Raw genomic sequence first — 26,818 nt, 5'->3', positions numbered from 1 at the left:
TGCCATGTCGCACGAGGGCGGCTGGGCATTCGTCGAACGACCCGATGCCCTCGTCTGGTTCCACGACACCGCGTCCGAGCTGCCGGTCGTGATCCTGCTGCACGGCCTGGCCGGGCACGCCCTCGAGTGGGCGGGCACGATCGAGGCGCTGGCGAGCAGGTTCCGGGTGGTCTCGATCGAGCAGCGCGGCCACGGCGGCAGCACCCGTCGCCCCGACGACGTGTCCCGCGAGGCGTACGTCGCCGACGTGGTGGCCGTCATCGAGGAGCTCGAGACGGACGACGTGTTCCTCATCGGCCACTCGCTGGGCGCGCACACCGCGATGCTGGTCGCCGCCCGGCACCCGGGGCTGGTCGGCCGGCTCGTGATGCTCGAGGGTGGGCTCGGTGGTGAGGGCCCCGAGAGCGTCGACGCGGTGCACGAATGGCTGGCCGGTTGGCCGGCGCCCTTCATCGACAGCGACGACTTCGTGCAGTTCTTCGGCGGCAACCCGGTCGTCGGCCGGGCCTGGGCCGAGGGCCTGGAGGAGCGCGACGACGGCCTCTGGCCCCAGTGGGACGCCGACACGCTCACCGCGGCACTGGCCCCGGTCGCGGAACGTGAGTACATCGAGGAGTGGGCCGCGGTCACCGCACCCACGCTGCTGGTCCGAGGCGAGAACGGCATGATCCCGGGCGACCAGTTCGACCGCATGCTGATGGCCCGCCCCGAGACCCGACTGGTCACCGTGCCCCACGCCGGCCACGACGTGCACCTCGAGCAGCCGACGGCCTGGCTGGCCGCGCTCGAGGAGTTCCTCGTCGGCTGACGCGCTGACCACTGGGACGAATGCCCTAATGTCGCCCCCATGAGCGAACAGCTGCTGGAGCAGGCCCGGGCATGGGCCGCCGAGGATCCTGACGACGCGACCCGGGCCGAGCTGGAGCAGGTGATCGCGGCTGCCTCGTCGGGCGACGCCGCCGCCTCCGCCGACCTCGCCGACCGGTTCTCCGGCACCCTCGAGTTCGGCACCGCCGGCCTGCGCGGCGCACTCGGCGCCGGCCCCAACCGGATGAACCGGGTCGTGGTGATCCGTGCCGCGGCCGGGTTGGCGGCGTACCTCAATGCGAACGGCGCCGGGCCCGACGACGCGGTCGTGATCGGGTACGACGCCCGCCACAACTCCGACGTCTTCGCCCGCGACACCGCCGAGGTGATGACCGGTGCGGGGCTGCGCGCGTTGCTGCTGCCCGGCCAGCTGCCCACTCCCCTGCTCGCCTACGCGATCCGCGAGCTCGGCTGCGTGGCTGGCGTGATGGTCACCGCCAGCCACAACCCGCCGCAGGACAACGGCTACAAGGTCTACCTCGGTGACGGCAGCCAGATCGTGCCGCCGGCCGACGTCGAGATCGCCGCGCAGATCGCCGCCGTCGGCGCGCTGGGCGACGTCCCTCGTGGAACGCCGGGTGAGCAGCTCGACGGGACGATCCAGACCGACTACCTCGCCCAGGTCGGCCGCGTGGTCGACGACGCGACCGACCACGACCGGGCCGACCTCAGGCTGGTCTACACGCCGCTGCACGGCGTCGGCAACAGCTCGGTGCTGCGGGTGCTGGAGGCTGCCGGGTTCGCGGCGCCCTCCGTGGTCAGCGAGCAGCAGGACCCCGACCCCGAGTTCTCCACGGTCGCGTTCCCGAACCCCGAGGAGCCCGGCGCGATGGACCTCGCGATGGCCCTGGCCCACGAGGTCGACGCCGACCTCGTGGTCGCCAACGACCCCGACGCCGACCGGTGTGCCGCCGCCGTGTCCGGCCCGCACGGCTGGCGGATGCTGCGCGGCGACGAGGTGGGCGCACTGCTCGGCGACCACCTGCTCCGCTCCGGCAAGCAGGGCGTCTACGCGGCGTCCATCGTGTCGTCGTCGCTGCTCGGCAAGCTGGCCGCCGCGGCCGGCCAGGAGTACGTCGAGACGCTGACCGGCTTCAAGTGGATCGGCCGGCTCGAGGGGCTCGCCTTCGGCTACGAGGAGGCCCTCGGCTACTGCGTCGACCCCGCGCACGTGAAGGACAAGGACGGCGTCTCGGCGCTCCTGCTGCTGGCCGACATCGCCGCCGAGGCGAAGGCGTCGGGCCGCACGCTGCTCGACCTGCTCGACGACATCGCGGTCCGCCACGGCCTGCACGCCACCGACCAGCTCTCGGCGCGGGTCTCCGACCTGGCCGAGATCGGCGCCGCCATGGAGCGGCTGCGTGCCACCCCGCCGACCTCGCTCGGGGGGCTGGCCGTCGAACGCTGCGACGACCTCAGCCTCGGGTCGGCGGACCTGCCACCCACCGACGGCCTGCGCTACCTGCTCGCCGACGGGGCCCGGGTGATCGTGCGGCCGAGCGGGACCGAGCCCAAGATCAAGTGCTACCTCGAGGTCGTCGTACCTGTGGAGACCGGCCCGGACGTGGAGGCCGCCTCGGCTCGCGAGGCGGTCGACGCGGCACGCATCTCGGCGGCCGGCCGCCTCGACGCCCTGCGCAACGACATCAAGGCCGCCGCCGGCATCTGACCTGCGCGAGCCGTGCATTCTTGATGCGCGAGCCTGCAGTTCTTGATGCGCGAACCGTGGGTTGTTGGTGGCGGGTCAGGTGAGGACCAGAAGTACGGCGGCGAGGACGGCGAGGCCGACGACCACGCCGATCTCGAGCCGGGCCGGCGTACGGCGGATCGGGTGCTCGGGCAGCTTCTTCGCCCGGGCGTCCTCACAGAGCTGGTTGAGCTGCTGCTCGATCAGGTCGACGTGGTCGCCGACCGGATCGGACCCGGCGCGGTCATGCTTCATCAACGCCCGACGCGAACGCCCGATCGCCGAGGTGTGGTAGGCCCTCTCGGCGGTGGCCACCACCATGAACATGCGGACGGTGACGTACTTGACCCGCACGAACGGGATCACCACGTCGGTGAACGACTGACGCAGCACCAGGTCGTCACCGCGCTGGTGCACCGCCGGCCGCAGCATGATCGCCCACACGAGGGACATCACGAGAGCGACGAGGACGATCGAGGTGGCGTCTCCGAAACCGGCCCCACCGACGAAGATCAGCACGATGGCCACCACACCCACGACCATCGCGAGCCACCCGAGGATGCGGCCGTTGGTGGGCCCGAACTTGCGCACGGACTCTTCGTCCATCGATCTCTCCAAGTGATTGCTCTCCGCTACCCGTTCAACCCTATGCTGGGCGGGTGACGACCACTCCCACCACCACTGCCTCAGCGTCGAGTGCAGCCGGGAACAGCTTCTCCGACGTCACGTCGTCGGAGAGTGCGCTGCGACGGTTCCTGCACGGCCTGCCCGGAGTCGACCAGGTTGGCGCCGAAGCGCGCGCGGCCTCCCTCGGCACCCGGTCGATCAAGACCACTGCCAAGGACTACGCGATCGACCTCGCCATCAGGATGGTCGACCTGACCACCCTCGAGGGCCAGGACACCCACGGCAAGGTGCGGGCCCTGGCCAACAAGGCCATGCGACCCGACCCGGCCGACCCGACCTGCCCGCAGACCGCCGCGGTGTGCGTCTATCCAGACATGGTCGCGGTCGCCAAGGAGACGCTCGGCACCAGCGGCGTCAACGTGGCAGCGGTCGCCACCGCGTTCCCGAGCGGTCGCGCCGCCCTCGACATCAAGCTGGCCGACACCCGCGACGCGGTCGAGGCAGGCGCCGACGAGATCGACATGGTCATCGACCGTGGTGCGTTCCTCTCCGGCCGCTACCTCGAGGTGTACGACGAGATCGTGGCGGTCAAGGAAGCCTGCGGACCGGCCCACCTCAAGGTCATCTTCGAGACCGGCGAGCTGCAGACCTACGACAACGTACGACGCGCGTCGTGGCTGGCGATGATGGCCGGCGGTCACTTCATCAAGACCTCCACCGGCAAGGTGCAGCCGGCGGCCACGCTCCCCGTCACGATGATCATGCTCGAGGCAGTGCGCGACTTCCGCGAGGCCACCGGCCAGATGATCGGTGTGAAGCCCGCGGGCGGCATCCGCACCAGCAAGGACGCGATCAAGTACCTCGTGATGGTCAACGAGGTGGCCGGCCCCGACTGGCTCGACCCGGACTGGTTCCGCTTCGGCGCCTCCACGCTGCTCAACGACCTGCTGATGCAGCGCACCAAGATGACCACCGGTCGCTACTCCGGCCCCGACTACTTCACGCTGGACTGAGGCAGACATGGCAACCAAGAAGGCCACCAAGGCCCCCTCGACACAGTCGAGCCCCGTCTTCGACTACGCCCCGGCCCCCGAGTCGCGTGCGATCGTCGACATCAAGCCGTCGTACGGCCTGTTCATCAACGGCGAGTTCGTCGACGGCGGTGGCACCAGCTTCAAGACGATCAGCCCGGCCACCGAGGAGGTGCTCGCCGAGATCGCCGAGGCCGACGAGGCCGACATCGACACCGCGGTGAAGGCGGCCCGTCGCGCGCACACCCGGGTCTGGGGCCGGATGCCCGGCAAGGAGCGCGCGAAGTACCTCTACCGCATCGCGCGCATCATGCAGGAGCGCGGTCGTGAGATCGCGGTGCTCGAGTCGATCGACAACGGCAAGCCGATCAAGGAGTCCCGCGACGTCGACGTACCCGTCGCCGCGGCGCACTTCTTCTACTACGCGGGCTGGGCCGACAAGCTGGAGTACTCCGGCTACGGCACCCGGTCGCTGGGTGTCGCCGCGCAGGTCATCCCGTGGAACTTCCCGCTGCTGATGCTGGCCTGGAAGATCGCGCCCGCGCTGGCCGCCGGCAACACGGTCGTGCTCAAGCCGGCCGAGACGACGCCCCTGACCGCGCTGCTGTTCGCCGAGATCTGCCAGCAGGCCGACCTCCCGCCCGGCGTGGTCAACATCGTCACCGGCGCCGGTGACACCGGCCGCTTCCTGGTCGGTCACGACGACGTCGACAAGGTCGCGTTCACCGGCTCGACCGACGTCGGCCGCGCGATCGCCAAGGCCGTGGCCGGCACGAACAAGAAGGTCACCCTCGAGCTCGGCGGCAAGGCGGCCAACATCGTCTTCGACGACGCGCCGATCGACCAGGCCGTCGAGGGAATCGTCAACGGCATCTTCTTCAACCAGGGCCACGTCTGCTGCGCGGGCAGCCGGCTCCTCGTGCAGGAGAGCATCGCCGACGAAGTGCTCGAACGGCTCAAGAGGCGTATGGCGACGCTGCGCGTGGGCGACCCGCTCGACAAGAACACCGACGTCGGTGCGATCAACTCCGCCGAGCAGCTGGCCCGCATCAAGGAGCTGTCCGCGATCGGCGAGGAGGAAGGCGCCGGCCGCTGGTCGCCGCCGTGCGACCTGCCGAGCACCGGCTTCTGGTTCCCACCGACACTGTTCACCGGTGTCACCCAGGCCCACCGCATCGCCCGCGAGGAGATCTTCGGCCCGGTGCTTTCGGTGCTGACCTTCCGCACCCCGGCCGAGGCGGTCGAGAAGGCCAACAACACGCCGTACGGCCTCTCCGCCGGCGTGTGGACCGACAAGGGTTCCCGCATCCTCTGGATGGCCAACCAGCTGCGCGCCGGCGTGGTGTGGGCCAACACGTTCAACAAGTTCGACCCGACCAGCCCCTTCGGTGGCTACAAGGAGTCCGGCTACGGCCGCGAAGGCGGCCGGCACGGCCTCGAGGGTTACCTGAAGGCAGAGGTCAACTGATGGCTCGCATCGACGTCCGCAAGACCTACAAGCTCTACATCGGCGGCGCGTTCCCGCGCTCGGAGTCCGGCTACTCGTACGTCGTGAACGACGCGAAGGGGAAGTTCATGGCCAACGCATCCCTGGCCTCCCGCAAGGACGCCCGCGACGCGGTCCAGGCCGCCCGCAAGGCGTTCCCGGGCTGGGCCGCGCGTACGGCGTACAACCGGGCCCAGATCGTCTACCGCATCGCCGAGGTGATGGAAGACCGTCGCCCGCAGTTCGTCGACGCCGTCCAGAGGTCCGAGGGGCGCACCGCCGCACAGGCCAACAAGGTTGTCGACGACGCCATCGACCGACTGGTCTGGTACGCCGGGTGGGCCGACAAGATCACCCAGGTCGTCGGCGGAGCGAATCCGGTCGCGGGACCGTTCTTCAACCTCTCGACCCCCGAGCCGACCGGCGTCGTGGCCGTCTTCGCTCCGCAGGAGTCCAGCCTGCTGGGCCTGGTCAGCGTCGTGGCCCCGGCCATCGTGGTCGGCAACACCGTCGTGGTGACCTCGTCCTACGAGCGGCCGTTGCCGGCGGTCACGTTCGCCGAGGTGCTGGCCACCTCCGACGTGCCGGGCGGGGTGATCAACGTGCTCACCGGCTCCGCGTCCACCACGGGTCCGTGGCTGGCCTCGCACATGGACGTCAACGCGATCGACCTCACCGGTGTGGCCGGCGACGCCGACCTGGCGAAGTCCCTCGAGGAGGCCTCGGCCGAGAACCTCAAGCGGGTACGCCGAGCGCCGTCGGCCGAGCCCGACTGGTCACTCGATCCCGGCATCGACCGGATGACCGGGGTCCTCGAGACCAAGACCGTCTGGCACCCCGTCGGCATCTGAGGCGCCGAGACGCCGAAACGCTCAGCGGGCCAGCAGCGCCTGCGAGATCACCGCGAGGATGTCGCGCGGGTCGCGGGCCGGGTAGGCCGATCCCCCGGTCGCCTCGGCGATCCGGGTCAGCTCGGTCATGTCGGCGTCCTCGGAGATGCCGATCGCGATGATGCGCACAGGTCGGGCCATGTCGGCCTCGGCGCGCAGCGTCTTCACCAGGGAGGACAGCCCGATCGACCCGGGGTCGTCGTTGGCGCCGTCGCTGAGGATGACCACCGAGTTGAAGTAGCGCTCGTCGTACTTCTTGATCGCCTCGCGATAGGCGGCCAGCGTGGTGTCATAGAGGCCGGTGCCGCCGGTGGTGCGGTCGACCAGACCCTCGATCGCGCCGACCAGCCGGGCGCCCTGGTCGCCCTCGCCGAGGGCCCGCAACGGCGCCAGCTGCTTGTAGTCGACGCCGGGGCCGCCCTGGTCGATCGAGAATGACCACAGGCCGACCCGCGCGTTGCCGGGGAACTCCGACAGGGCGCGACGGGCTGCGTCGACGGCGAGCTCCATGCGGGTGCCGTCGCCGGTCTCGAAGTCCATCGACCCCGAGGCGTCGACCACGGCCAGCATGCTGGTGGGCACGGTGAGGACGGTCCAGCGGCGCAGGTCGGACTGGACGTCGGCGATGTTCGGCTGGGGCAGCGCGGTCACGTCGCCGAAGCCGACACCGGCGGCCAGCGCGGTGCCGTCGGCCTTGCGGAAGTCAGCTTCGCTGAGCAGGTCCTGGCCGGCGCGTCCCTCGAGGTAGGAGACGAACTCGCCCGACGCGTCGGTGGAGTCGTCGTCGACCTGGGCCATCGAGACCACGGGGTACTGGAGGAGCAACGTGCCGCTGTCGGGCACCACGAACGACAGCGCACCGTTCTGACGCTTGGCGGCCAGGTAGTGCTGCTCGGTCACCGGCACCAGCTGCTTGGACGTCGTCGAGATCGCGGCCAGCACCTCGTCGGCCGGCTTCGCGGTGCGGGCGCCGTACTGCTGGGCCAACGGCACCATGCGGGCGGTGAGTTCGTCGGCGGAGGCGCCGGTCGCGCTGCTCTCCGCGCGAGGGGCGGCGAGGGCAGCCGCGGACGGACCGTCCTTGGTGGGGTCCTGGACGACGACACGGCCGGTCGACAACGCGTCGAACCAGGAGCCGGGTGCCGCGGCCGACGGGCCGCCGGCCAGCGCCACGGGGCTGCTCGCGATCGCCTCGGAGAGCACCGTCGAACGCACGCCGGCATCGCTGAGCTGCTTGATCCACACGGGTGAGTCGGGGACCCACAGGTCGGGGGCGCTCGGGTCGCGGGCGACCAGGGCGTTGAGGGCCTCGGCCGGGACCATCGCGACGACCTGGACCTCCACGCAGTCGACCTCGTCGGCCATCGCCTCGGCGGCCCGGGTGAGCGCCGGCGCGATGTCGGGGGCTGCTGCCACGGTGGTCCTCGAGGTGCTTCCGCAGGAGGAGTCCTCGCTGCGGGCGCGCCACAGCACAGCCGCCACCACACCGATGATCAGCACCAACACCAACAGGCCGATCCACAGTGGGAACCGGCTCGCCTTCTCCCGTTCGCGGGCATGAGTTCCGCTGCCCATTGCGCCTCCCTACGCATGAATGCGAGTTGCCCCGCGAGGGCAGGGTAGTGCACAAAGGACGAACCGATGTAAACAACTCAAACGTTATCCACCGAATCGATGACGCCCAGCAGGGCGGGAATCGGTGGGTGCAGGGCTGGCACAATGAGCGCGTGCATGCGCGTGTGATCGTCCTCGCCGGGCCTTCGGGCGCCGGGAAGTCCCGGCTGGCCCAGCGTACGGGGTTGCCGGTGCTGCGCCTCGACGACTTCTACAAGGACGGGTCCGACCCGACCCTCCCCCGGCTCACCGAGGGCGCCAACGCCGGCCTGGTCGACTGGGACCACCCCGACTCATGGCTGCCCGACGACGCGCTCGCGACCCTGAGCGAGCTCTGCCACAGCGGGTACGCCGAGGTGCCGGTCTACGAGATCGCGCAGAACGGTCGGTGCGGCTCGCACACCGTGCACCTCGACGGCTCGCCCCTGTTCGTCGCCGAGGGCATCTTCGCGCAGGACATCGTGGCCGCCTGCGAGGAGGCCGGGCTCCTCGCCGCGGCGTACTGCGTGACCCAGCGGCCGGTCGTGACGTTCTGGCGTCGCCTGACCCGCGACCTTCGCGAACACCGCAAGCCACCGTTGGTGCTGCTCCGACGCGGCCTGGCGTTGATGCACAACCAGCGGGCCGTGGTGGCCGACGCGGTCGCCAAGGGATGCCGCCGCTCGACGCCCGACCAGGCGTTCCACGACATCGAGCGGATGCGTGTGGAGGCGACGCGGTGAACCCCTGGGACCAGCCCCTCCGCCAGCCCAACCAGCAGACCTGCGGCGCCGCCGTCCTCGTCGTGGCCCGCATGCTCAACGACCCCGCCTACCGCGACCGGGTCGCCACGGTTGACGACTTCCGCGACGAGACGCTCGCCATGCACCGCCGTACGACGAGCGGCGTCGACGTGCTCGGCCGGTTGCAGCTGCCGTGGCCGCGGGCGTTGGGCACTCCCCCGTGGGCGGTGGCCAACCAGATGACCGGTTCGTCGGGCGCACAGGGTGCGACCTATGCGCCGCACCTGGTGACCCCGTGGCGGCGCACCGACGCCCTCGAGCAGATCACGTCGGCGGCCGATGCGGGCCACGTCGTGCCGCTCTTCGTCGGCAGTCGCTGGCTGCCGCGTCACGTGGTGCTGGTCCTCGACGCCGACCTGACGGTCTACGACCCGGCCCGCGGTGTGCGCGACCGCATCGAGCCGGACCGGTTCGTCGAGGGAGACGTGTCGGTCTCCGGTTGGTCGCGGCCGTGGTTCACGGTGCTACCTGACTGAGCGTCGAGGCTAGGACGCCTCGGCCAGTGCGGCGTACCCCGGCTTGATCACGTCGTTGATGATCGCCAGCCGCTCGTCGAACGGCAGGAACGCCGACTTCATCGCGTTGATCGTGAACCACTGCAGGTCGTCGAGCCCGTAGTCGAACGCCTCGACCAGCGAGTGCATCTCGCGGGTCATCGACGTGCCGCTCATCAGTCGGTTGTCGGTGTTGACCGTGACCCGGAAGCGCAGCTTGGTCAGCAACCCGATCGGGTGCTCCTCGATCGAAGCGGCCGCGCCGGTCTGGATGTTCGACCACGGGCACATCTCCAGCGGGATGCGCATGTCACGGACGTACGCCGCGAGGCGGCCCAGCTCGACGGTGCCGTCGTCGCCGACCGTGATGTCGTCGATGATGCGGACACCGTGGCCGAGCCGCTCGGCGCCGCACCACTGGATCGCCTGCCAGATCGACGGCAACCCGAAGGCCTCGCCGGCGTGGATGGTGAAGTGGGCGTTCTCGCGCTGGAGGTACTCGAACGCGTCGAGGTGACGGGTCGGCGGGAAGCCGTCCTCGGCGCCGGCGATGTCGAAGCCGGCCACTCCGCGGTCGCGCCACGCGACGGCCAGCTCGGCGATCTCGCGGGAGCGGGCCTGGTGACGCATCGCGGTCAGCAGCTGGCGTACGACGATCCTCCCGCCGGCCGCCTCCATGCCGCGGTCGAAGCCGTCACGCACGGCTTCCACCACCTCGTCGAGGGTCAGCCCGCCGTCGAGGTGCTGCTCGGGTGCGTAGCGGATCTCGGCGTACACGACCCCGTCGGTGACCAGGTCCTCGACGCACTCGCGCGCGATCCGCTCCAGCGCCGACGCGGTCTGCATCACCGCGACGGTGTGGTCGAAGGTCTCGAGGTAGCGCACCAGCGATCCGGAGTTCGCGGCGTCGGCGAACCACTGTCCGAGCAAGCTGTCGTCGTCGACGGGCAGCTCGTGACCGATGGCATGGGCCAGCTCGGCCACCGTCTGCGGGCGGACACCACCGTCGAGGTGGTCGTGCAGCAACACCTTGGGGGCACGTCGTACGACGTCGGCAGTCAGGGACACCTGACCATCATGGCAGCGAAGCGCACGGAGGGTGAGACAACACGGTTGGACGCGTCGTGGGGAACGGCGTGAACGACTACGCTCAACAGGTATGCGCGTCTTCACGACATTCGATGAACTGACCGAAGCTGCCGGCACCGACCTCGGCACCAGCGAGTGGCTGACCGTCGACCAGCGCCGGGTCAACGCCTTCGCCGACGCCACCGGTGACCACCAGTGGATCCACGTCGACCTCGAGCGGGCCAAGGACGGCCCCTTCGGCGGCACGATCGCCCACGGCTACCTGACCCTGTCGCTGATCCCGTGGCTGGGCAGCCAGATCTTCACGTTGCAGACGCCGGGGGCCAAGCTCAACTACGGCGTCAACAAGGTGCGCTTCCCGAACCCGCTCAAGGTCGGCAAGCGGATCCGCTCGCACGTCGCCATCGCGGACGTCGTCGACATCCCCGCCGGCAAGCAGCTCACCGTGCGCCACACGATCGAGATCGAGGACGAGGCCAAGCCCGCCTGCGTCGCCGAGACCGTCGTGCTCCTGCTCCCCTGATCCGCCCGCGCCACCCCCACTCGAGTAACGCGGGGTTACGGTCGCTCCACACGCGTTCTGACACGGGCGAACCGTCAACAGCACCGCACAAGAGCCGCTGTGCAGGCACCGCCGTACGACGACCCGGGCGGGTCAGGCGATGCGGTCGATCACCAACGGTTGCGGGGTGTACGCCGACCCGTCGGTGCCGATGTCGTAGCCGCCCTCGAGTGAGGCCAGCGCACGGTCGAAGCGTTCCGGCTCGTCGGTCAGCAGCGTGAACAGCGGCTGGCCCTCGGTGACCGCGTCACCGGGGCGTGCGTGCCAGACCACGCCCGCGCCGTCCTGCACGGCGTCACCGAGCTTGGCGCGTCCGGCACCGAGCCGCCACGACGCCAGCCCGACCGCCATCGCGTCGAGCCGGGTCAGCACGCCGGAGGCCGGTGCGTTCACCACGTGCGACTCGCGGGCGGTGGCCATGGGGGCCTCGGGGTCGCCGTCCTGGGCCCGGATCATCGCCTTCCAGGCGTCCATGGCGGAGCCGTCGGCCAGCTTGTCGGCCGGGTCGAGATCGGTGACTCCGGCGCCGGCCAGCATCTCGCGAGCCAGGGCCAGGGTCAGCTCGACCACGTCGGCCGGCCCGCCCCCGGCGAGCACCTCGACCGACTCGGCGACCTCGATCGCGTTGCCGGCGGTGAAGCCGAGGGGGGTGGACATGTCGGTGAGCAGGGCGACCGTGTGCACGCCGGCGTCCTTGCCGAGGGAGACCATCGTCTCGGCCAGCTCGCGGGCCTTGTCGAGGTCCTTCATGAAGGCACCGGTGCCGACCTTCACGTCGAGCACCAACGAGCCGGTGCCCTCGGCGATCTTCTTCGACATGATCGACGAGGCGATCAGCGGGATCGCCTCGACGGTGCCGGTCACGTCGCGCAGCGCGTAGAGCTTCTTGTCGGCCGGGGCCAGGCCGGTGCCGGCGGCACAGATCACCGCGCCGATGCTCTCGAGCTGGTCGAGCATCTCCTCGTTGCTCAGCGCCGCCCGCCAGCCGGGGATCGCCTCGAGCTTGTCGAGGGTGCCGCCGGTGTGGCCCAGTCCCCGGCCGGACAGCTGGGGAACCGCGACACCGCAGGCGGCCACGAGCGGGGCCAACGGCAAGGTGATCTTGTCGCCGACACCGCCGGTGGAGTGCTTGTCGGACGTCGGGCGCGACAGGGTGGAGAAGTCCATCCGCTCCCCCGACGCGATCATCGCGTTGGTCCAGCGGGAGATCTCGCGGCGGTTCATGCCGTTGAGCAGGATCGCCATCGCCAGCGCCGACATCTGCTCGTCGGCCACCACACCGTCGGTGTAGTGGGCGATCACCCAGTCGATCTGGCTGTCGGTGAGCTCCTGGCCGTCGCGCTTGGCGGAGATCACCTCGACGGCGTCGTGCTGGGTCACGTGGTCTCCTTCGTCAGGTCATCGGGTCCGAACGGGTCGGGCAGCACTTCGTCCATGCGGCGTACGCCGGACACGGTGAGCAGCAGCAGCTCGCGACCGCCGTTCTCGAACAGCAGCTGACGACACCGACCACAGGGCATGATCACGTCGCCGCTGCCGTTGACGCACACGAAGTGGGTCAGCCGCCCTCCCCCGGTGGCGTGCAGCGAGCTGACCACACCGCACTCGGCGCACAGCACCACGCCGTACGCCGCGTTCTCGACGTTGCAGCCGACCACGGTGCGCCCGTCGTCGACCAGCGCCGCGGCACCCACGCGATAGTTCGAGTACGGCGCGTAGGCGCGCGCGGCGACGTCGACGGCGGCCCGGGTCAGGGCGTCCCAGTCGACCTCCACGCTCAGTCCTTCACGTAGGGCTGGCCGTCGGCGGCCGGCGGGCGGACCCGTCCGACGAAGCCGGCCACGGCGATCAGGGTGGCGAGGTAGGGCGCGATGGCGATCAGCTCGGAGGGCACCTTGGTGACCAGGCCGAAGTCGTCCTTCATGGCCGCGGTCAACGCGAAGAAGAGCGCGGCCATGGTGGCGCCGACGGGGTGCCAGCGGCCCATGATCACGGCAGCCAGCGCCATGAAGCCCTGTCCGTTGGCGGCGTTGTCGTTGAAGGACCCCGACGAGCCGACGGTGTAGAACGCGCCACCGAGACCGGCGAGGGCGCCACCGAAGAGAATCGCCTGCCAGCGCACGCGATTGACGCGGATGCCGACGGTGTCGGCGGCCTTGGGGTGCTCGCCGACCGCGCGGACCCGCAGGCCCCATCGCGTCTGGTAGAGCAGGAACCACACCAGGAACGGCGCCAGCAGGGCCAGGTAGACCAGGATCGACTGGTTGAACAGGGCACGCCCGAGCACGGGGATGCTGGAGAGGCCGGGGATCTCGATCGGCGTCAGCGGATCGGGCGAGTCGGAGAGCAGCGTGTTGAGGTGCGCGTTCTCCTGCTCGGTCGGGATCTGCCCGCGCAGGAACGTGGTCAGGCCCAGCGCCAGGGCGATCAGCACGACACCGACGACCACCTGGTCGACGTGGTAGCGCAGCGAGAACAGGCCGAGCATCAGGGCCACGACGACACCGGCCAGCGACGCGGCGATCATGCCGACGCCGTTGCTGTAGGCCAGCGCGCTGACCACGGCACCGAAGAACGCGCCCATCAGCAGCTGCGCCTCGATGGCGATGTTGATGACACCGGCACGCTCGCACACCACGCCCGCGAGGGCGCCGAGCACCAGCGGCGGGCAGTACTTCACCATGCTGGGCAGTGGATTGGTGATCCAGGCCTCGACCGCCGCCGTCTGGTCGGCGTAGTACCAGACGGTGAACGCGGCGTAGAACGACAGCCCCACTGCGACGTGGATCAGCATCGCCCAGCCGTTGCGTGGGATGCGGTTGATCACCGCGACGACCAGGGCGATCGAGACGATCACGAAGCCGATCCAGACCAGGCGCAGTCCGTTGAACGGCTCGGGCTGGTGCTCCTTGGAGAGCTCGTCGGCGTTGAGGAACAGCACCTGGGAGTTGTCGATGCTCAGCGCCATCATCAGGACCAGCACCCACACGATGCCGAAGGCGACGACCAGCTTGATCTGGCGGAGCTTGTCGGTGCGGTCGCGGACGGGCTTCTCGCTGGCCGTCACGGTCGTGGTGGTGCTCATGCGGAGACTCCCTTCGCGGCGAACGTGCTCGTGGGTTCCTTGCGTCGCTGTCGCACGATCCACCGGACGATGGCCGGTGCGGCGACGAACAGCACGATCAAGGACTGGATGACCTGGACCACCTCGGGGGCGGTGCCCGCGCTGGTGGTCTGCATGGCGCCGCCACCCACGGCGAGGATGCCGAACAGGAAGCCGGCCAGCACGCTGCCGAGCGGGGTGCCACGGCCCAGCAGCGCGACCGTGATCGCGTCGAAGCCGACCGAGCCGACCAGGCTGGCGTTGTTGCTGGCCTGGTCGCCGTTGATCATCATCGTCGCGGCCAGGCCGCTGAGCCCTCCGGCGATGACCATGGTGAGGATGAAGACCTTCGCGGTGCTCATGCCCGCCGTGCGGGACGCGTCGGGGTTGGCGCCGACCGAGCGCAGCTCGAAGCCGAGGGTGCTGCGGGTGAGCAGCCACCAGACCACGGCCGCGGCGACGAGGGAGAGCAGCACACCCATGTGCACGCCCAGCACCTCGGGGAAGGCGGCCGCGTCGGGCACCGGCGGCGACTGGGGCAGGCCCAGGTCGTCGTCGGGGCGCTGGAACGACTTCAGCTCACCCAGCGCGTAGGCGAGCACCCCGAACGACGCGATCTGGTTGAGCATGATCGTGCTGATCACCTCGTGGGTGCCGGTGGCCGCCTTCAGCAGGCCCGCGATGCCGCCCCACAGTGCTCCGGCGAGTACGCCGGCGAGCACCGAGGTGAGCAGCAGGATCGGACCGGGGAGGTCCCAGGTGAAGCCGACGTAGCTGGCCGCCAGCGTGCCGAGGATGATCTGGCCCTGCGCACCGATGTTGAACAACCCGGCGCGGAAGGCAAGCGAGACGCCGAGGCCGGCGCAGATCAGCGGGGCCGAGCGGTTCAGCGTGTTGGCCAGGCCCTCTCCGGAACCGAGCGAACGGTCCAGCAGTGCGCCGTACGACGTGGTGACCACGTCGAAGGAGCGGGAGAAGAAGTCCCACGGGTAGGAGAAGAAGTAGCCCATCGAGTCGATGACGGACTCGTTGCTCAGCGCCATCAGCACGGCACCGATCAGGAGTGCCAGCACGATGGCCGCGGCGGTGGTGAGGACGCCTTCGAGTGCCTTGCGGTCCAGGCGCAGGCCGGGTCGCTTGGTCACGCGGCACCTCCCTCGGCGCCACCGGCGCCGGCCATGAGCAGACCGATCTGCTCGCGTTCGATGTCAGGACTGACGGTGTCGACGATGCGTCCGTCGTACATCACCGCGATGCGGTCGGCGAGCGCGAAGATCTCGTCGAGCTCGGTGGAGACGATGATGACGGCGGTGCCGCGGTCACGCTCGGCGATGATGCGCTTGTGGATGAACTCGATGGAGCCGACGTCGACGCCGCGGGTGGGCTGTGAGGCGATCAGCACCTTGAGTGGCCGGGAGAACTCGCGGGCCACGACGACCTTCTGCTGGTTTCCTCCCGAGAGCGACCCGACGGGCGTCTCCCGCGAGGTCGTGCGGATGTCGAACTCCTGGATGCGGTCGTCGGCGTTGCGCTCGATCTCGGCGAGCTTGAGCGCCGGACCGTTGGAGAACTCGGGTGAGCGGTAGAGGTCGAGGACGAGGTTCTCGCGCACGCTGAACGAGGAGACGTAGCCGTCGTGGGAGCGGTCCTCGGGGATGTAGCCCACGCCGGCCTCGAGGCTGCGCCGGGGGCCGTAGCGGCCGATGTCGTCGCCGTCGAGCATGATCTCGCCGGCCGAGGGGCGGATCAGTCCGAGGAGCGACTTGATCAGCTCGGTCTGGCCGTTGCCCTGGACCCCGGCGATGCCGAGCACCTCACCGGCGCGGGCCTCGAACGAGACGTCCTTGACGACCTCGTGGCCGCGGGGGTCGATGATCGTGATGTTGCGCGCCTCGAGCACCGGGGCGCCGACCTCGGCGGCGTCCTTGTCGACGGTCAGCTTGACCGCGCGACCCACCATCATCTCGGCCAGCTCGGCCTCGGTGGCGGTCGGCTCGGCGGTGCCCACGATCTTGCCGCGGCGGATCACGCTGATCCGGTCGCCGACAGCCTTGACCTCGCGGAGCTTGTGGGTGATGAAGATGATCGAGGTGCCCTGGGCCTTGAGCTCACGCATGATGCCCATGAGCTCGTCGATCTCCTGCGGGGTGAGCACGGCGGTCGGCTCGTCGAGGATCAGGACCTTGGCGTCGTTGGCGAGGGCCTTGAGGATCTCGACGCGCTGCTGGACACCCACGGGGATGTCCTCGACCAGCGCCTTCGGATCGACTCGCAGGCCGTAACGGTCGGAGAGGTCGCGCACCCGTTGGGCCGCGGCGCCGCGGTTGAGCACCGGGCCGCCCTCGCGACCGAGCATGACGTTCTCGGCGACGGTGAAGACCGGGACCAGCATGAAGTGCTGGTGCACCATGCCGATGCCGGCGTTGATGGCGTCCTTGGGCGAGGCGAACGTGACGGGTTCACCGTCGAGCAGGATCTGGCCCTCGCTGGGTTCCAGGAGCCCGTAGAGCATGTTCATCAGCGTCGACTTGCCGGCGCCGTTCTCGCCCAGGAGGCAGTGGATCTCGCCGGGTTCGATGGTGAGGTCGATCGCGTCGTTGGCGACGAAGTCACCGAAGCGACGGGTCAGCCCCTGGATCTGCAACTGCATGGCACTCCCTTGTGCGNCGGGGCGGGAACCGTCAGTTCCCGCCCCGACCCTACGAGGAGTAGGCCTCAGGAGATGGTGATTTCTCCCGAGATGATCTTGGCCTGGAGGGCCTCGATCTCGTCCTTGGTCTCCTGGTCGATGTCACCGTCGAACTCGTGGAACGGCGCCAGGCTGACGCCGCCGTTCTCGAGGGTGCCCTCGTAGGGAGTGTTGTCGAAGGAGCCGTCGATGGAGCTCTTGATGGCGTCCTCGACCGCGACGTCCATGCCCTTCATGACCGAGGAGAGCAGGATGTCGCAGTACTCGGCGGCCGAGACGCAGCCGTCGGTGTCGACCCAGATCGCCTTCTTGTCCGCCTGCTTGACGGCCTGGAGGCCACCGAGGCCGGCGGGACCGGCGACCGGCATGACGATGTCGGCGCCCTGGCGGATCAGTGCCTCGGCGAGCGACTGGCCCTTCGACTGGTTCTCGAAGTCGTTGGTGAAGGAGCCGTCCTGCTTCTCGGCGTCCCAGCCCACGACCTTGACGTCGGCGCCCTTGTCGGTGTTGTACTGCTCGACACCCTTGACGAAGCCGTCCATGAAGATGGTGACGGTCGGGATCTTGGCGCCACCGAAGGTGCCCACGACCTGGCTCTCGGTCTGCGAGGCGGCGAGGTAACCGGCGAGGAAGGCCGGCTGGTCGGTCTTGAAGCCGAGGCCCTTGAGGTTCTTGGCGGGCTTCTCGTAGCCGAAGTCGACGATCGAGTAGTCGATCTTCGGGTGCTTCTTGGCCGCGGCAGCGGTGGCGTCACCGAGGAGGAACCCGACCGTGGTGATGTTCTTGCAGCCGGCCTTCGCGAGGTTCTCGAGGTTCGGTGCGTAGTCGGCGTCGGCCTTGGACTCGGCCTCGGCGGTCTGGATGCCGTAGTCGGTCTTGGCCTTCACCAGGCCGTCGTGCGACGTCTGGTTGAAGGACTTGTCGTCGAAGCCGCCGGAGTCGGAGACCATGCATGCCTTGAAGTCCGGGTGCTGCTCCTGCGGCGTCGTGGACTCCGACGCGCTGGGCGAAGCAGAGTCCTTGGCGTTCGAGTCGCCGTCGTCGCCGCGCTCGCCACAGCTCGTGAGGGCGAGGGCGGCCAGGCTCAGCGCAACTGCAATACGTGCCGTCTTCTTCACGGCGGTCCTCCTGGGGTCGGGGCAGGCCCCTGTCAACCGGGCCAGTCGGGTCACATTAAGCCCAACCTCGCGGAAATGAGGCGATTCGAGCCGAACTGTTACCTGCCGGTGACCGATCGTCTTCCGGACGACTCAGACGAGGGACTCGAGTGCCGCCCCGACCAGCACGGCCGCGCCGATCGCGATGGCGCGCTCATCAATGCGCAGGTCGCCCTGGTGCAGGTCGTACGTCGGACCGCCCGGCGTGCGGGTGCCGAGCCGACCCATCGCTCCGGGAACTCGCTCGAGGTACCACCCGAAATCCTCACCGCCCAGGCTCTGCAACGCGGGCAGTGCACCGTCGGGGCCGAGCACGGCGGCCACCGACCGAGCCAGCGCAACAGTGGCCTCGTGGTCGTTGACGACCGGCGGCACCCCGCGCTGGTAGACGATCTCGGCGGTGACGCCGTACGGCGCGATGATCTGGGCGATCAGCTCGCGCACGAGGTCCTCGGCGCCGGCCCAGGCGACCGCGTCGAGCATGCGCACGGTGCCGGCGACCCGGCCGGTGGCGGGAATGACGTTGTGGGTGGCGCCGGCGCGGATCAGGCCCCAGACCACGCTGACCCCGGCCCGTGGGTCGAGTCGACGCGAGAGTACGGCGGGCAGCTCGGTGACCAGCTTGCCGAGCGCGAAGGTGAGGTCCTCGGTCAGGTGGGGCCGCGAGGTGTGCCCGCCCTTGCCGACCAGGTGCACGTCGAGCGAGTCGGCAGCGCCGGTGAGCGGCCCTTCCCTCAGTCCGATGTGGCCGACGTCGACGGTCGGGTCGCAGTGCAGGCAGAAGACCCGGTCGACCCCGTTGAGGGCGTCGCGGGCCAGCAGCTCGAGTGCTCCGCCCGGCATGACCTCCTCGGCCGGTTGGAACAGCAACCTGACCCGGCCCGCGAGCATCCCGCGGGAGGCGAGCTCGGCCAGGGCCAGACCGGCACCGACGAGAGCTGTGGTGTGCACGTCGTGCCCGCAGGCGTGGGCCACTCCCGCAACGGTGCTGCGCCAGGGGTCGTCGGTGCGGTCGTCGACCGGGAGCGCGTCGAGGTCGGCACGCAGCGCGACCACGGGCCCGGACTCCCCCACCTCGGCGATCAGTCCACTGCGCGGCAGGCGGCGGACGCGCAGCCCGGCCTGCTCGAGTCGCGCCGCCACCTGCTCCGTCGTCCGTGCCTCGCTCCACGACAGTTCGGGGTGGGCGTGGAGGTCGCGCCGGAACTCGAGGAGCTCGACGGCGTACTTCTCGAGGACTGTGGCGACGAGTTCGTGGGCTTCAGACATGACCCGGTGAGCATATCCGCCGCGGCACCACCCCGGGCGCAACCGACCGCTGCCCGGAACCGGCCGATTCCCCGGTCAATGCGTCGCGTGGCGGTTCACGCGAGCGCGCCGCCGGCCCGGTGCGGCCGACCCGGCAGGAGCTCCTCGAGGAGTGCCTCGGTCTCCGCGTCGAGCGGCGCACCGCACCCTCGCAGCACGTCGCGCATCTCCACGGCGACCTCCTCGAGGTCCGAGCCGTCCGGGTCCACCGAGGCGCTGCGGAGCAGGTCACGCCACAGCACCTGGGAGGTCGGCGAGAGCCGCAGCCCGGCCCGACTCGCGGCACCCGCACCGCCGGGGTCCCCCGGCAGCGACAGCTCGACCAGCCGGTGGGCGGCGTCCGTGACGACGTCGGTCACCTGGCGTTCGAGGCGCGTGCGGGCCAGCCAGCTGTAGCGCTGGGCGGGCCGCCCCTCCAGCAGCTCCCCGCGGACCAGCTGCAGGGCGCGACGCAGCAGCTCGCGCTCCTCATCGGGCCCCCGTCCCCGGGACTCCAGGGCCAGCTGGCAGAACGCGTGCCAGTCCACCGCCACGTCGTCGCTGAGGTGCAGACGGCCCTCCTCGGTCTCGCGCAACCGGTAGGAGCCGTCCTCCTCCAGCCCGAGCCAGTCGCGCACCCGGTCGATCGTGGCGTCGCGTACGTCGGGAGTCACCCCGCCCGGCCAGATCGAGGCGCCCACGACACTGCGGTGGACCGGAGCCGGCTGGACGGCCAGGAAGGTGACGATCTCGGAGGCGAGCGCGACGCGTGCGGGGTCCATCGCGTTGCTGGCCCGCAGGTCCAGGGCGCCGAGCACGCCGACCCGGACCGCAGCGACGCTGAAGTGGTCGTCCCTGCCGGAACGTGGCGGGCGGGGCACGGCGACCCGGTCACCGTCATGGATCGGGGACGGCTGCCGCGCCTTGGCGAAGAGCCCGGCCAGCTGCTCACCCGCGGCGGCGGTGAGCCGCACCGCGTCGACCTCGATGCCGAGCAACGGCACGTGCAACCGACCGGTGTCGTCGACATCCAGCTGCCAGCGGGCTCCCGGGACGGGGACACACGCCACGACTCCGACGCCGCTGTGCGGCGTGGCCACGAGGCGAGCGAGCCGGTCGACCGTGGCGGGGTCCGTCGGGGCGGCTCCCATCACGAGGTACCTGCCCGGCTCGCCCGGCGTACGTCGTGCCTGTCCGGTGAGTACGTCGGCGGCAGCGTGGCGCGGCGACGTGCCGGCCCAGTCGGTGACCAGGGCTTCCAGGTCGTCGACCGGCTCCACGTGGGTCCCGCCGATCGTGGCCAGGGTCGGTTCGAGGTGGTAGCCGCGGACGACCTGCTCGTCGGCCCAGGGCGCGACCGCCAGCTGCACCGCCCAGGCCGAGACCACCTCACGCGCGATGACGTCGGAACCACCCAGGCTGAGCAGTCCGCCGAGCGCCTCGAGGTCGAGCAGGACGTCGTTGCCGTCATCATCGCGGCCGAGGCAGACCAGTCCGGGGTACGGCGCAGGGCCGCGCTCACCGGGAAGGTCCGCGTCTGCCGGGAGCTCCCAACGGGCACCGTCGTCGTGGACCGTCCACGGGGACGGCGCCGACATGGTGGGCGGTGCCAGATGGAGGGTCACCGACGTCGTGGACACGGTGACCGCATGTGCCTGCGGCACCGCGAGCCGCTCGAGCTCACACGATGCGGCCAGGCTTCGCAGGGCGACGTCGAGGCGCTCGGCGCGATCCGTGTCGGCACCGATCCTGAGCTCCACCTCGGCCTCGAGCTCCTCCGCGGTGGCCAGCCGGCCACGCCGGCGACGCCGCTCGGCGACCAGGCCCAGCAGCAGGGCGGCAGAGAGCAGCCCTCCCCTGGCCAGTTGGGTCATGGTGCCCCGGGCGTCGCGGTCGGCGACCTCCATCGCCTGCTCGCCGGCGCCCGCTCCGGTGCGTTGGTCCTGGACGGACTGTGCCTGCGGCACGCCACCGGCCAGGAAACCGGTCTCCTGGCCCGCGGCCTGCCCGGTGTCGCTGACTCTCGGCGCACCGACGGCGTCCTCGGGCATGATCAGCACCCAACCGGGCTGGATCAGTCGCCCGAGGACCAGCTCCTGCCCGTCGGGCTGGATGCGTCCCTTGTTCAGGTCGAAGATCTCCTGCCAGCGACGGCCGTCGCCCAGCGACTTCTCCGCGATGTCCCAGAGATTGTCGTGGTAGTGCCCGTCGGGCGGTTGCACGATGACGACCTTCTTGCCGAGGACGTCCGTCATGTCCTGCGGAACACCGGGCACGTGGACGCGCGGCGACGACTCGAGGGTGCCCTGCGCGACCCCCACCACCTCGTCGTGCTCGGTGGCCGTCGGGGACTGGCCGGCGGTCGCCGTCGGCGCCGACGGCGGGCTGGCCTGGCTCGTCGTGGCGTTGCCGCTCGGCGTGGGCACGGGCATCGACGCCTGCGCGGCGCCCGTGCTGCCGAGGAAGATGCCGCCCACCAGGGCGGTCCCGACCAGTGCACGTGCGAGGGCCTGGGTGTGCCCGGACAAGGGAACCGGTCGGGGCAGGCCACCGCCTCGCACCAGGCTCGCGACCTCGGCCAGGGTGCAGACCACGAACTGGAGCCACGCCAACCACACGACTGCCCGGAACACGACGAGCAGGGCGTCGATGCCCAGGGGCTGGGTCAGGTCGCCCCGGTCGGGAAACCCTGTGGGGACCGGCGGCGGGCCGGTCAGCAGCCAGAGCGCTGCGGGTACGACGAACACCAGGACCAGTAGGGCCAGGCCGGCTCCGATCGCCTTGGCCAAGGAGGGGCGTTGCTGTTGCGGGGGCGGGGCAGCGAACCGCTCGGGTCCACGAGGCACGTGCACTCCTTGGGGGTGGGGCGTGGTCATTGAGTCACCGCTTCCGCAGTGGCCGAGGCCGAGATGCTGAAGGTGTTGTAGTTGATCAGGCTGAGCAATTTGGTGTCCACCCGGTCGCTGGCCGCCACCGTGACCGTGTCGGCAGTGACCCGGACGTCGGTGACGGTGTAGCCGCGGCTGGTCAGGAAGGCGCGGGCCCGGGCCTCGGCGGCGGCCTCGTCGAGACTCGGGTCGCCGGAACCACGCAGGCCGTCGACGTCGATCTCCTGGGCACCCGCACGTGCCGCCTGCTCGACCTCGTCGGCGAGCTTCATCCGCGCGTTCAGGGCGGTCCCGCCGTCCAGGACGAGGCCGGCACACATCAGCAAGGTGATGGCCATCCCGACCACGAAGGCCGTCGCGGTGCCACGCTCGTCGCGGGTCCGGCGGCCGTGCTGCCGCTGCTGGTTCCCGCTCATTCGTACCTCCGGTAGGGGTCCAGCGGGACCGCGCTCTCGGCATCGACGCTGGCGCTGCCGGGAACCCCGATCAGGCCGAGCCCGTCGTACGAGACACTGCATTCGAGGTGCACCACGGCGGTGCCGCCCGGACCCCACACCCCGTCCAGGGAGACGGCGCTGCAGGTGGTCTGGTCGTCGAGGGAGCTGGCCACCACCTCGCGGGCGGCGGCAAGGGCGTCGGCCCGGGAGACCTGGAGCGACGCCGCGCGGGCGGCGTCCCGAGCGGTCGCGTCCACGTCTCCACGGACGGAGACATAGCGCCCGCACATGATGATGAAGACGATGAAGGCCATCAACACCGGAGCCAGCAGCACGACCTCGACGGCCATTGAGCCTCGCTCGTTCCGGCTGCGCTTGCGGAGGCTCATTCGGTCTCCACGAACCGCTCGATGGGTCCCTCGACCGTCTGGGACACCTCGGGTACGCCGAAGGGCAGGATCTCCTGGGCGTGGCCCGTGACCGTCACCCGCACCTTGTCGTTCCCGACCGCGACGATCTGGATCTTGTAGCCCTCGAGGACTCCCTTGCCGATGTTCTCGGCGTACTCCGCGCCGTTGCGGCGGGCGTCCGCGATGTCACCGGTGGCCCGGGCCACGCGGGCGGTCTCGCGCGCCACCGCGCTGGCGGCCTGGTTGCCCAGGAACACCAGCGTGGACTGAACGGCGAGCAGGATCACCAGCAGCAGGAGTGGCATGTAGAGCGCCAGTTCCACCGCGGATGCTCCGCGCTCGTCGCGCAGGCGGCGAGACCGCACTGTCATTCGTCCAGATTGATCGAATCGGCCTTGCCGCGGATCTTGGTCAACAGGATCGTTCCGACGGCCAGGGCGATCCCGACCAGAAGTGCGGTGATCACCACCCACTCGACGGCCGACACGCCGTCGTCGTTGCGACGGACACGCTCGACCCGGCCCCCGAGAAGTGTGAGCAGGAACTCGAGTTGAATCATCGTGGCATCTCCTTAGGTAGAACAGGACTGTCATTCCCCTTGTGGTCAGGCCCAAACCTCAGGCCAGGACCCGCGCGACCGCTGGGTACATGAGGAACAAGAGGAAGCCGACACAGAGCAACAGCTGGGCCACGAGCATCGACTGGGAACGGGCCGCGGCACGACCTTCGGCATCGGCGAGCTCCTTGCTGCGCATCGAGGCGGCGCGCGCTGCCAACGACTCACGGACCTTGGCACCGTCTTCGGCGACGAGGGCGAGGGCTGCGGCCAGGTCGCGCAGCTCGTCGACGTCGATCGCGTTGCCGAGCTCGCCGAGCGCGGCCCACGGGGTGATCCCCTGCAGCCGCGCTGCTTCGAGGGTGTCGCGGATCCGCACCATGGCCCAGCCGTCGGAGATGGCCGCGGCCGACTGGAGCGCCTCGGGCACCCCGCGTCCGCCGGCCAGGTTCATCGCGACGAGGTCGAGGAAGGCGCTGAGGACGTGGCGGAATCCGCGCTTGCGTTCGTCGGCGATCTTGCGCAGCTGGAGCCAGGGCACGGCTGCTCCGACGACGGCTCCGACCAGCATCAGCCACAACGGGACCAGCGGTGGGAAGAGGCCGAGGAACGAGGCGGGGAGCAGCGCGATGACCGGGAACAGGAACCCGAGCAGGCCGGCCATCAGCGACCGGGCCAGGAACATCTCGCGGGACTGGCCGGCCAGGCCCAGCTGTGCGGAGAGCGACGCCGGCATCTTGAGGCCCCGTGAGTCGAGTGACTCGGCCACTTCAGCGCCGAGCTTGCGCATGCGGGCGGACTCGGCCTGGTGCCGACGGTCCGCGGTCAGGCCGGCATCACGACGACCACGCTTGAGCTGCTCGTCGAACCGAGCCAGGCCGACCGGGCCGGACGCCGCGGGGCTCATGAACAGCAGTGCTCCGACCAGCACGCCCGCACCGACCAGGGCTCCGGCCAGCATCACCAGGATCTGGATCATCAGTCACGCCCCTTCGCGTCCAGGCTGCGCAGGAAGCGCTCCGGTGCCTCGAAGACCGACAGGCGACGCAGCCACATGATGCCGGCCGCGAAGAAGGCCAGCACGACGAGCAGGACGAGCTGACCGACCGGCGAACCGTACGGCTCGACGTACGCCGGGTTGAACAGCGCGAGGCCGACGACGAAGGCGATGGTGACGCCGACGACGATCTGCACACTGCGCTGGGTGCTGCGGCGCCCGGCGTTCACCCGTTGCCGCATCTCCAGCTCCTGACGTGCCGAGCCGGCCAGCGACGTGAGCACTCCGCGCAGGCCGGGGCCGCGGAGCCTGGAGTTGAGGATCAGCGCGGCAATGATCAGGTCTGCGCCGGAGTCGTCCATGTCGTCGGCGAATCGCTGCAGTGCCATCGGCAGCGGCACCCGCACCCGCAACCGGTCCGAGAGCGCGAACAGGTCTGAGGCGATGGCGGGTGAGGCGGCGTGCGCCGTCGCCGGGATCGCCTGCTCCAGGCCGACTGCTCCGGCCACGGTGTCGCGCAGGGACTCGGTCCAGGCGGCGAGGGCCTCGATCCGGGCCACCCCTTCTCGGGCGGCCCGGGTGCCCCCGAAGAGCCGGTCCCAGAACAGCACGAGCGCCGCGCACGCCAGGGCCACGACGATCCATTGCGTCAGGAGCAGCACCAGGAGTCCCGCACCGATGGCGAGCGGCAGCGTCCGGCCGGCCCCCTTGAGCTGGGCAAGGAGCTGTGAGGGTGCCGCCGCAACGCGCTCGGCGGGTCGCGGCGTGAGGGCGTGGACGAGCAGGAGCACACCACCCCCGACGGCGGCGCCGATGAGGATGACCAGGAGCAGGGTCGGGCTGGTGGTCACGGCGCCGTGTCCAGCCAGGTCGGCGCTGCCCCCGGGACATACCCGACCGCGGCCAGGTCATCGAGGCAGGAGATGCCCGCGGCCGGCTCAGCGACACCGTCGCGGCCGAGGGCGAAGACCTCGCTGGAGAGCACCCGCCCGTCGACGCCGTTGACCTCCCGGACAGAGGTGACGGTACGCCGGAGCAACCCACCCGCGGCGAACGTGTTGATCCGCTCGATGAAGACGACGAAGTCGATCGCGCCGCCGATCAGCATCATCGTGGCATCGGCGGGGAGCCGTTCGGCGCTCTGGATCGCGTAGGTGCAGATGCGGTTGAACACCTCGGCCGAGGAGTTCGCGTGGATGGTCGACAGGGAACCGTCGTTGCCCTGGCTCATCGCGTTGAGCATGGTCACGATCTCGTCGCCGAGCACCTCACCCACGATGACCCGGCTGGGGTTCATGCGCAGCGACCGGCGGACGAGCTCTCCCATCACGATCGCGCCCTGTCCCTCGGTGTTGGGCAGCCGCTCCTCGAAGGAGACCACGTTGGGGTGGAGGTCGGGGAACTCGCCGAGACCGAGCTCGAGGGCTCGCTCCACGGTGATCAGTCGCTCGGCCGGTTCGATCTCGTTGGCCAGGGCGCGCAGCAGCGTGGTCTTCCCCGCGTTGGTGGCGCCGGCGATCATGATGTTCTTCCTGGCCCGCACTGCGGCGGAGAGGAAGGCAGCCAGCTCGGGCGACATGGTGCCGTAGCCGACGAGGTCGTCGAGCATGACCCGGGACAGGCGAGCGCGACGGATCGACAGTGAGGGCCTCTGGCACACGCCCATCACCGCGGAGAGCCGCGACCCGTCCGGCAAGCGGATGTCGAGCTGCGGGTTGGAGGTGTCGAAGGCGCGGCTGGTCAGGCCGCTGTAGGCGCCGAGGGTCTGGACCAGCTCGATCAGCTCTTCGTCACTGTCGGCAACAGGTGCGCCGCGTTCCTCGCGACCGTTCGAGTAGCCGAGGAAGACGTTGTCGCAGCCGTTGATGTCGATGTTCTCGATGTCGGGGTCGTCGAGAAGGGGCTGCAGCCGCCCGACGCCGAAGAGCGCGGCATGCACCGCCTCCGCGAGGTGCCCCTCTTCGCCGGGAGTCATCGGGCTGCGCCCGGCGCTCACCTCTTCGCGGGCATAGCGGTCGAGCACCCGGCTGACCACGGCCCGGGCGAACTGCCGCTCGTCCTCCGCCGACATGGGCGGCAGGTTGTTCGCGGCGTCTTCACGACGCTGCCGGGCGAGGACCTCGGCAACCTCCTCGCGGAGGTTGCGCACGAGCTGTTGTTCCATC

Annotated in this window: 26 protein-coding genes; 8 read left to right on the top strand and 18 right to left on the bottom strand. The window is 70.2% G+C overall.

Annotated elements, in window-relative coordinates; genetic code table 11:
* Nucleotides 1-4: 4 nt before the first annotated feature.
* Together ASD66_RS21075 and ASD66_RS21070 are read left to right on the top strand one after the other, a co-directional pair.
* On the top strand, nucleotides 5-808 hold the full coding sequence (locus tag ASD66_RS21075; RefSeq protein WP_056892127.1) for an alpha/beta fold hydrolase: 804 nt from the start codon (nucleotides 5-7) through the stop codon (nucleotides 806-808).
* Between the two features lie 39 nt (nucleotides 809-847).
* On the top strand, nucleotides 848-2,536 hold the full coding sequence (locus ASD66_RS21070) for a phospho-sugar mutase (protein WP_056892126.1): 1,689 nt from the start codon (nucleotides 848-850) through the stop codon (nucleotides 2,534-2,536).
* A gap of 75 nt (nucleotides 2,537-2,611) precedes the next feature.
* Here ASD66_RS21070 and ASD66_RS21065 read toward each other — a convergent pair whose 3' ends face one another.
* Nucleotides 2,612-3,160: a hypothetical protein gene (locus ASD66_RS21065; RefSeq protein ID WP_056892125.1), complete on the bottom strand. Its 549-nt coding sequence runs from the start codon at nucleotides 3,158-3,160 to the stop codon at nucleotides 2,612-2,614.
* Between the two features lie 53 nt (nucleotides 3,161-3,213).
* Between ASD66_RS21065 and deoC the strand changes: the two genes are divergently transcribed.
* The 3 genes from deoC to ASD66_RS21050 are packed head-to-tail and all read left to right on the top strand — an operon-like array spanning nucleotide 3,214 to nucleotide 6,549.
* Nucleotides 3,214-4,194, top strand: coding sequence for a deoxyribose-phosphate aldolase (gene deoC / locus ASD66_RS21060; RefSeq protein ID WP_056678743.1), 981 nt, complete (start codon nucleotides 3,214-3,216; stop codon nucleotides 4,192-4,194).
* 7 nt (nucleotides 4,195-4,201) lie between these two features.
* Nucleotides 4,202-5,680 carry an aldehyde dehydrogenase family protein gene (locus ASD66_RS21055; RefSeq protein WP_056892124.1) on the top strand — a complete coding sequence of 493 codons (1,479 nt, stop codon included), beginning with the start codon at nucleotides 4,202-4,204 and terminating at the stop codon, nucleotides 5,678-5,680.
* On the top strand, nucleotides 5,680-6,549 hold the full coding sequence (locus ASD66_RS21050; RefSeq protein WP_056892123.1) for an aldehyde dehydrogenase family protein: 870 nt from the start codon (nucleotides 5,680-5,682) through the stop codon (nucleotides 6,547-6,549). The genes ASD66_RS21055 and ASD66_RS21050 overlap by 1 nt, the downstream gene beginning before the upstream one ends.
* Nucleotides 6,550-6,570: 21 nt before the next feature.
* Here the strand turns inward: ASD66_RS21050 and ASD66_RS21045 are convergent, their stop codons facing one another.
* On the bottom strand, nucleotides 6,571-8,163 hold the full coding sequence (locus ASD66_RS21045) for a substrate-binding domain-containing protein (protein WP_056892122.1): 1,593 nt from the start codon (nucleotides 8,161-8,163) through the stop codon (nucleotides 6,571-6,573).
* Nucleotides 8,164-8,315: 152 nt separating this feature from the next.
* On the opposite strand from ASD66_RS21045, the gene ASD66_RS21040 reads away from it, so the two are divergent.
* Nucleotides 8,316-8,924: a hypothetical protein gene (locus ASD66_RS21040; RefSeq protein ID WP_056678754.1), complete on the top strand. Its 609-nt coding sequence runs from the start codon at nucleotides 8,316-8,318 to the stop codon at nucleotides 8,922-8,924.
* Entirely contained in the window at nucleotides 8,921-9,460 is a 540-nt protein-coding gene (locus ASD66_RS21035) for a hypothetical protein (protein WP_056892121.1), read from the top strand. Before ASD66_RS21040 ends, ASD66_RS21035 begins: the two co-directional genes overlap by 4 nt.
* 9 nt (nucleotides 9,461-9,469) lie before the next feature.
* Here the strand turns inward: ASD66_RS21035 and ASD66_RS21030 are convergent, their stop codons facing one another.
* Nucleotides 9,470-10,546 (bottom strand): adenosine deaminase, encoded by a 1,077-nt coding sequence (locus tag ASD66_RS21030; RefSeq protein WP_056892120.1) that lies wholly within the window; start codon nucleotides 10,544-10,546, stop codon nucleotides 9,470-9,472.
* Nucleotides 10,547-10,637: 91 nt separating this feature from the next.
* Here ASD66_RS21030 and ASD66_RS21025 point away from each other — a divergent pair, with 91 nt between their 5' ends.
* Nucleotides 10,638-11,090 carry a MaoC family dehydratase gene (locus ASD66_RS21025; RefSeq protein ID WP_056678760.1) on the top strand — a complete coding sequence of 151 codons (453 nt, stop codon included), beginning with the start codon at nucleotides 10,638-10,640 and terminating at the stop codon, nucleotides 11,088-11,090.
* A gap of 132 nt (nucleotides 11,091-11,222) precedes the next feature.
* Here the strand turns inward: ASD66_RS21025 and ASD66_RS21020 are convergent, their stop codons facing one another.
* The 15 genes from ASD66_RS21020 to ASD66_RS20950 form a co-directional block, all read right to left on the bottom strand.
* The gene (locus ASD66_RS21020; RefSeq protein WP_056892119.1) at nucleotides 11,223-12,509 is read right to left on the bottom strand and encodes a thymidine phosphorylase; all 1,287 of its coding nucleotides are present in this window, start codon (nucleotides 12,507-12,509) and stop codon (nucleotides 11,223-11,225) included.
* Complete coding sequence (locus ASD66_RS25065; RefSeq protein WP_056678767.1) at nucleotides 12,506-12,904, bottom strand: cytidine deaminase; 399 nt, start codon at nucleotides 12,902-12,904, stop codon at nucleotides 12,506-12,508. Before ASD66_RS25065 ends, ASD66_RS21020 begins: the two co-directional genes overlap by 4 nt.
* A gap of 2 nt (nucleotides 12,905-12,906) precedes the next feature.
* Nucleotides 12,907-14,214 (bottom strand): ABC transporter permease, encoded by a 1,308-nt coding sequence (locus ASD66_RS25060; RefSeq protein ID WP_056892118.1) that lies wholly within the window; start codon nucleotides 14,212-14,214, stop codon nucleotides 12,907-12,909.
* Entirely contained in the window at nucleotides 14,211-15,377 is a 1,167-nt protein-coding gene (locus tag ASD66_RS21005) for an ABC transporter permease (RefSeq protein WP_056678773.1), read from the bottom strand. The genes ASD66_RS25060 and ASD66_RS21005 overlap by 4 nt, the downstream gene beginning before the upstream one ends.
* The gene (locus ASD66_RS21000; RefSeq protein ID WP_056892117.1) at nucleotides 15,374-16,882 is read right to left on the bottom strand and encodes an ABC transporter ATP-binding protein; all 1,509 of its coding nucleotides are present in this window, start codon (nucleotides 16,880-16,882) and stop codon (nucleotides 15,374-15,376) included. Before ASD66_RS21000 ends, ASD66_RS21005 begins: the two co-directional genes overlap by 4 nt.
* A gap of 65 nt (nucleotides 16,883-16,947) precedes the next feature.
* The gene (locus tag ASD66_RS20995) at nucleotides 16,948-18,039 is read right to left on the bottom strand and encodes a BMP family lipoprotein (RefSeq protein WP_056892116.1); all 1,092 of its coding nucleotides are present in this window, start codon (nucleotides 18,037-18,039) and stop codon (nucleotides 16,948-16,950) included.
* Nucleotides 18,040-18,171: 132 nt separating this feature from the next.
* The gene (locus ASD66_RS20990) at nucleotides 18,172-19,347 is read right to left on the bottom strand and encodes an amidohydrolase (protein WP_056678781.1); all 1,176 of its coding nucleotides are present in this window, start codon (nucleotides 19,345-19,347) and stop codon (nucleotides 18,172-18,174) included.
* Nucleotides 19,348-19,442: 95 nt separating this feature from the next.
* Nucleotides 19,443-22,211: a hypothetical protein gene (locus ASD66_RS20985; RefSeq protein WP_156388832.1), complete on the bottom strand. Its 2,769-nt coding sequence runs from the start codon at nucleotides 22,209-22,211 to the stop codon at nucleotides 19,443-19,445.
* Nucleotides 22,212-22,237: 26 nt separating this feature from the next.
* Nucleotides 22,238-22,669 (bottom strand): TadE/TadG family type IV pilus assembly protein, encoded by a 432-nt coding sequence (locus tag ASD66_RS20980; protein WP_056678789.1) that lies wholly within the window; start codon nucleotides 22,667-22,669, stop codon nucleotides 22,238-22,240.
* Nucleotides 22,666-23,079 (bottom strand): TadE/TadG family type IV pilus assembly protein, encoded by a 414-nt coding sequence (locus ASD66_RS20975; protein WP_056678792.1) that lies wholly within the window; start codon nucleotides 23,077-23,079, stop codon nucleotides 22,666-22,668. The genes ASD66_RS20980 and ASD66_RS20975 overlap by 4 nt, the downstream gene beginning before the upstream one ends.
* Nucleotides 23,076-23,471 carry a TadE/TadG family type IV pilus assembly protein gene (locus ASD66_RS20970; RefSeq protein ID WP_056678796.1) on the bottom strand — a complete coding sequence of 132 codons (396 nt, stop codon included), beginning with the start codon at nucleotides 23,469-23,471 and terminating at the stop codon, nucleotides 23,076-23,078. The genes ASD66_RS20975 and ASD66_RS20970 overlap by 4 nt, the downstream gene beginning before the upstream one ends.
* The gene (locus ASD66_RS20965; protein WP_056678799.1) at nucleotides 23,468-23,659 is read right to left on the bottom strand and encodes a Flp family type IVb pilin; all 192 of its coding nucleotides are present in this window, start codon (nucleotides 23,657-23,659) and stop codon (nucleotides 23,468-23,470) included. Before ASD66_RS20965 ends, ASD66_RS20970 begins: the two co-directional genes overlap by 4 nt.
* A gap of 58 nt (nucleotides 23,660-23,717) precedes the next feature.
* Nucleotides 23,718-24,635, bottom strand: coding sequence for a type II secretion system F family protein (locus tag ASD66_RS20960; protein ID WP_056678802.1), 918 nt, complete (start codon nucleotides 24,633-24,635; stop codon nucleotides 23,718-23,720).
* Nucleotides 24,635-25,504, bottom strand: coding sequence for a type II secretion system F family protein (locus tag ASD66_RS20955; protein WP_056678806.1), 870 nt, complete (start codon nucleotides 25,502-25,504; stop codon nucleotides 24,635-24,637). The genes ASD66_RS20960 and ASD66_RS20955 overlap by 1 nt, the downstream gene beginning before the upstream one ends.
* Entirely contained in the window at nucleotides 25,501-26,817 is a 1,317-nt protein-coding gene (locus tag ASD66_RS20950) for a CpaF family protein (protein WP_056678808.1), read from the bottom strand. Before ASD66_RS20950 ends, ASD66_RS20955 begins: the two co-directional genes overlap by 4 nt.
* Nucleotide 26,818: the final 1 nt, after the last annotated feature.

This window comes from Nocardioides sp. Root151 (genome assembly GCF_001427925.1).
GTDB lineage: Bacteria > Actinomycetota > Actinomycetes > Propionibacteriales > Nocardioidaceae > Nocardioides.
Note: the sequence above shows the minus strand (reverse complement) of the source record. Positions and strands in the feature narration are given on the sequence as shown.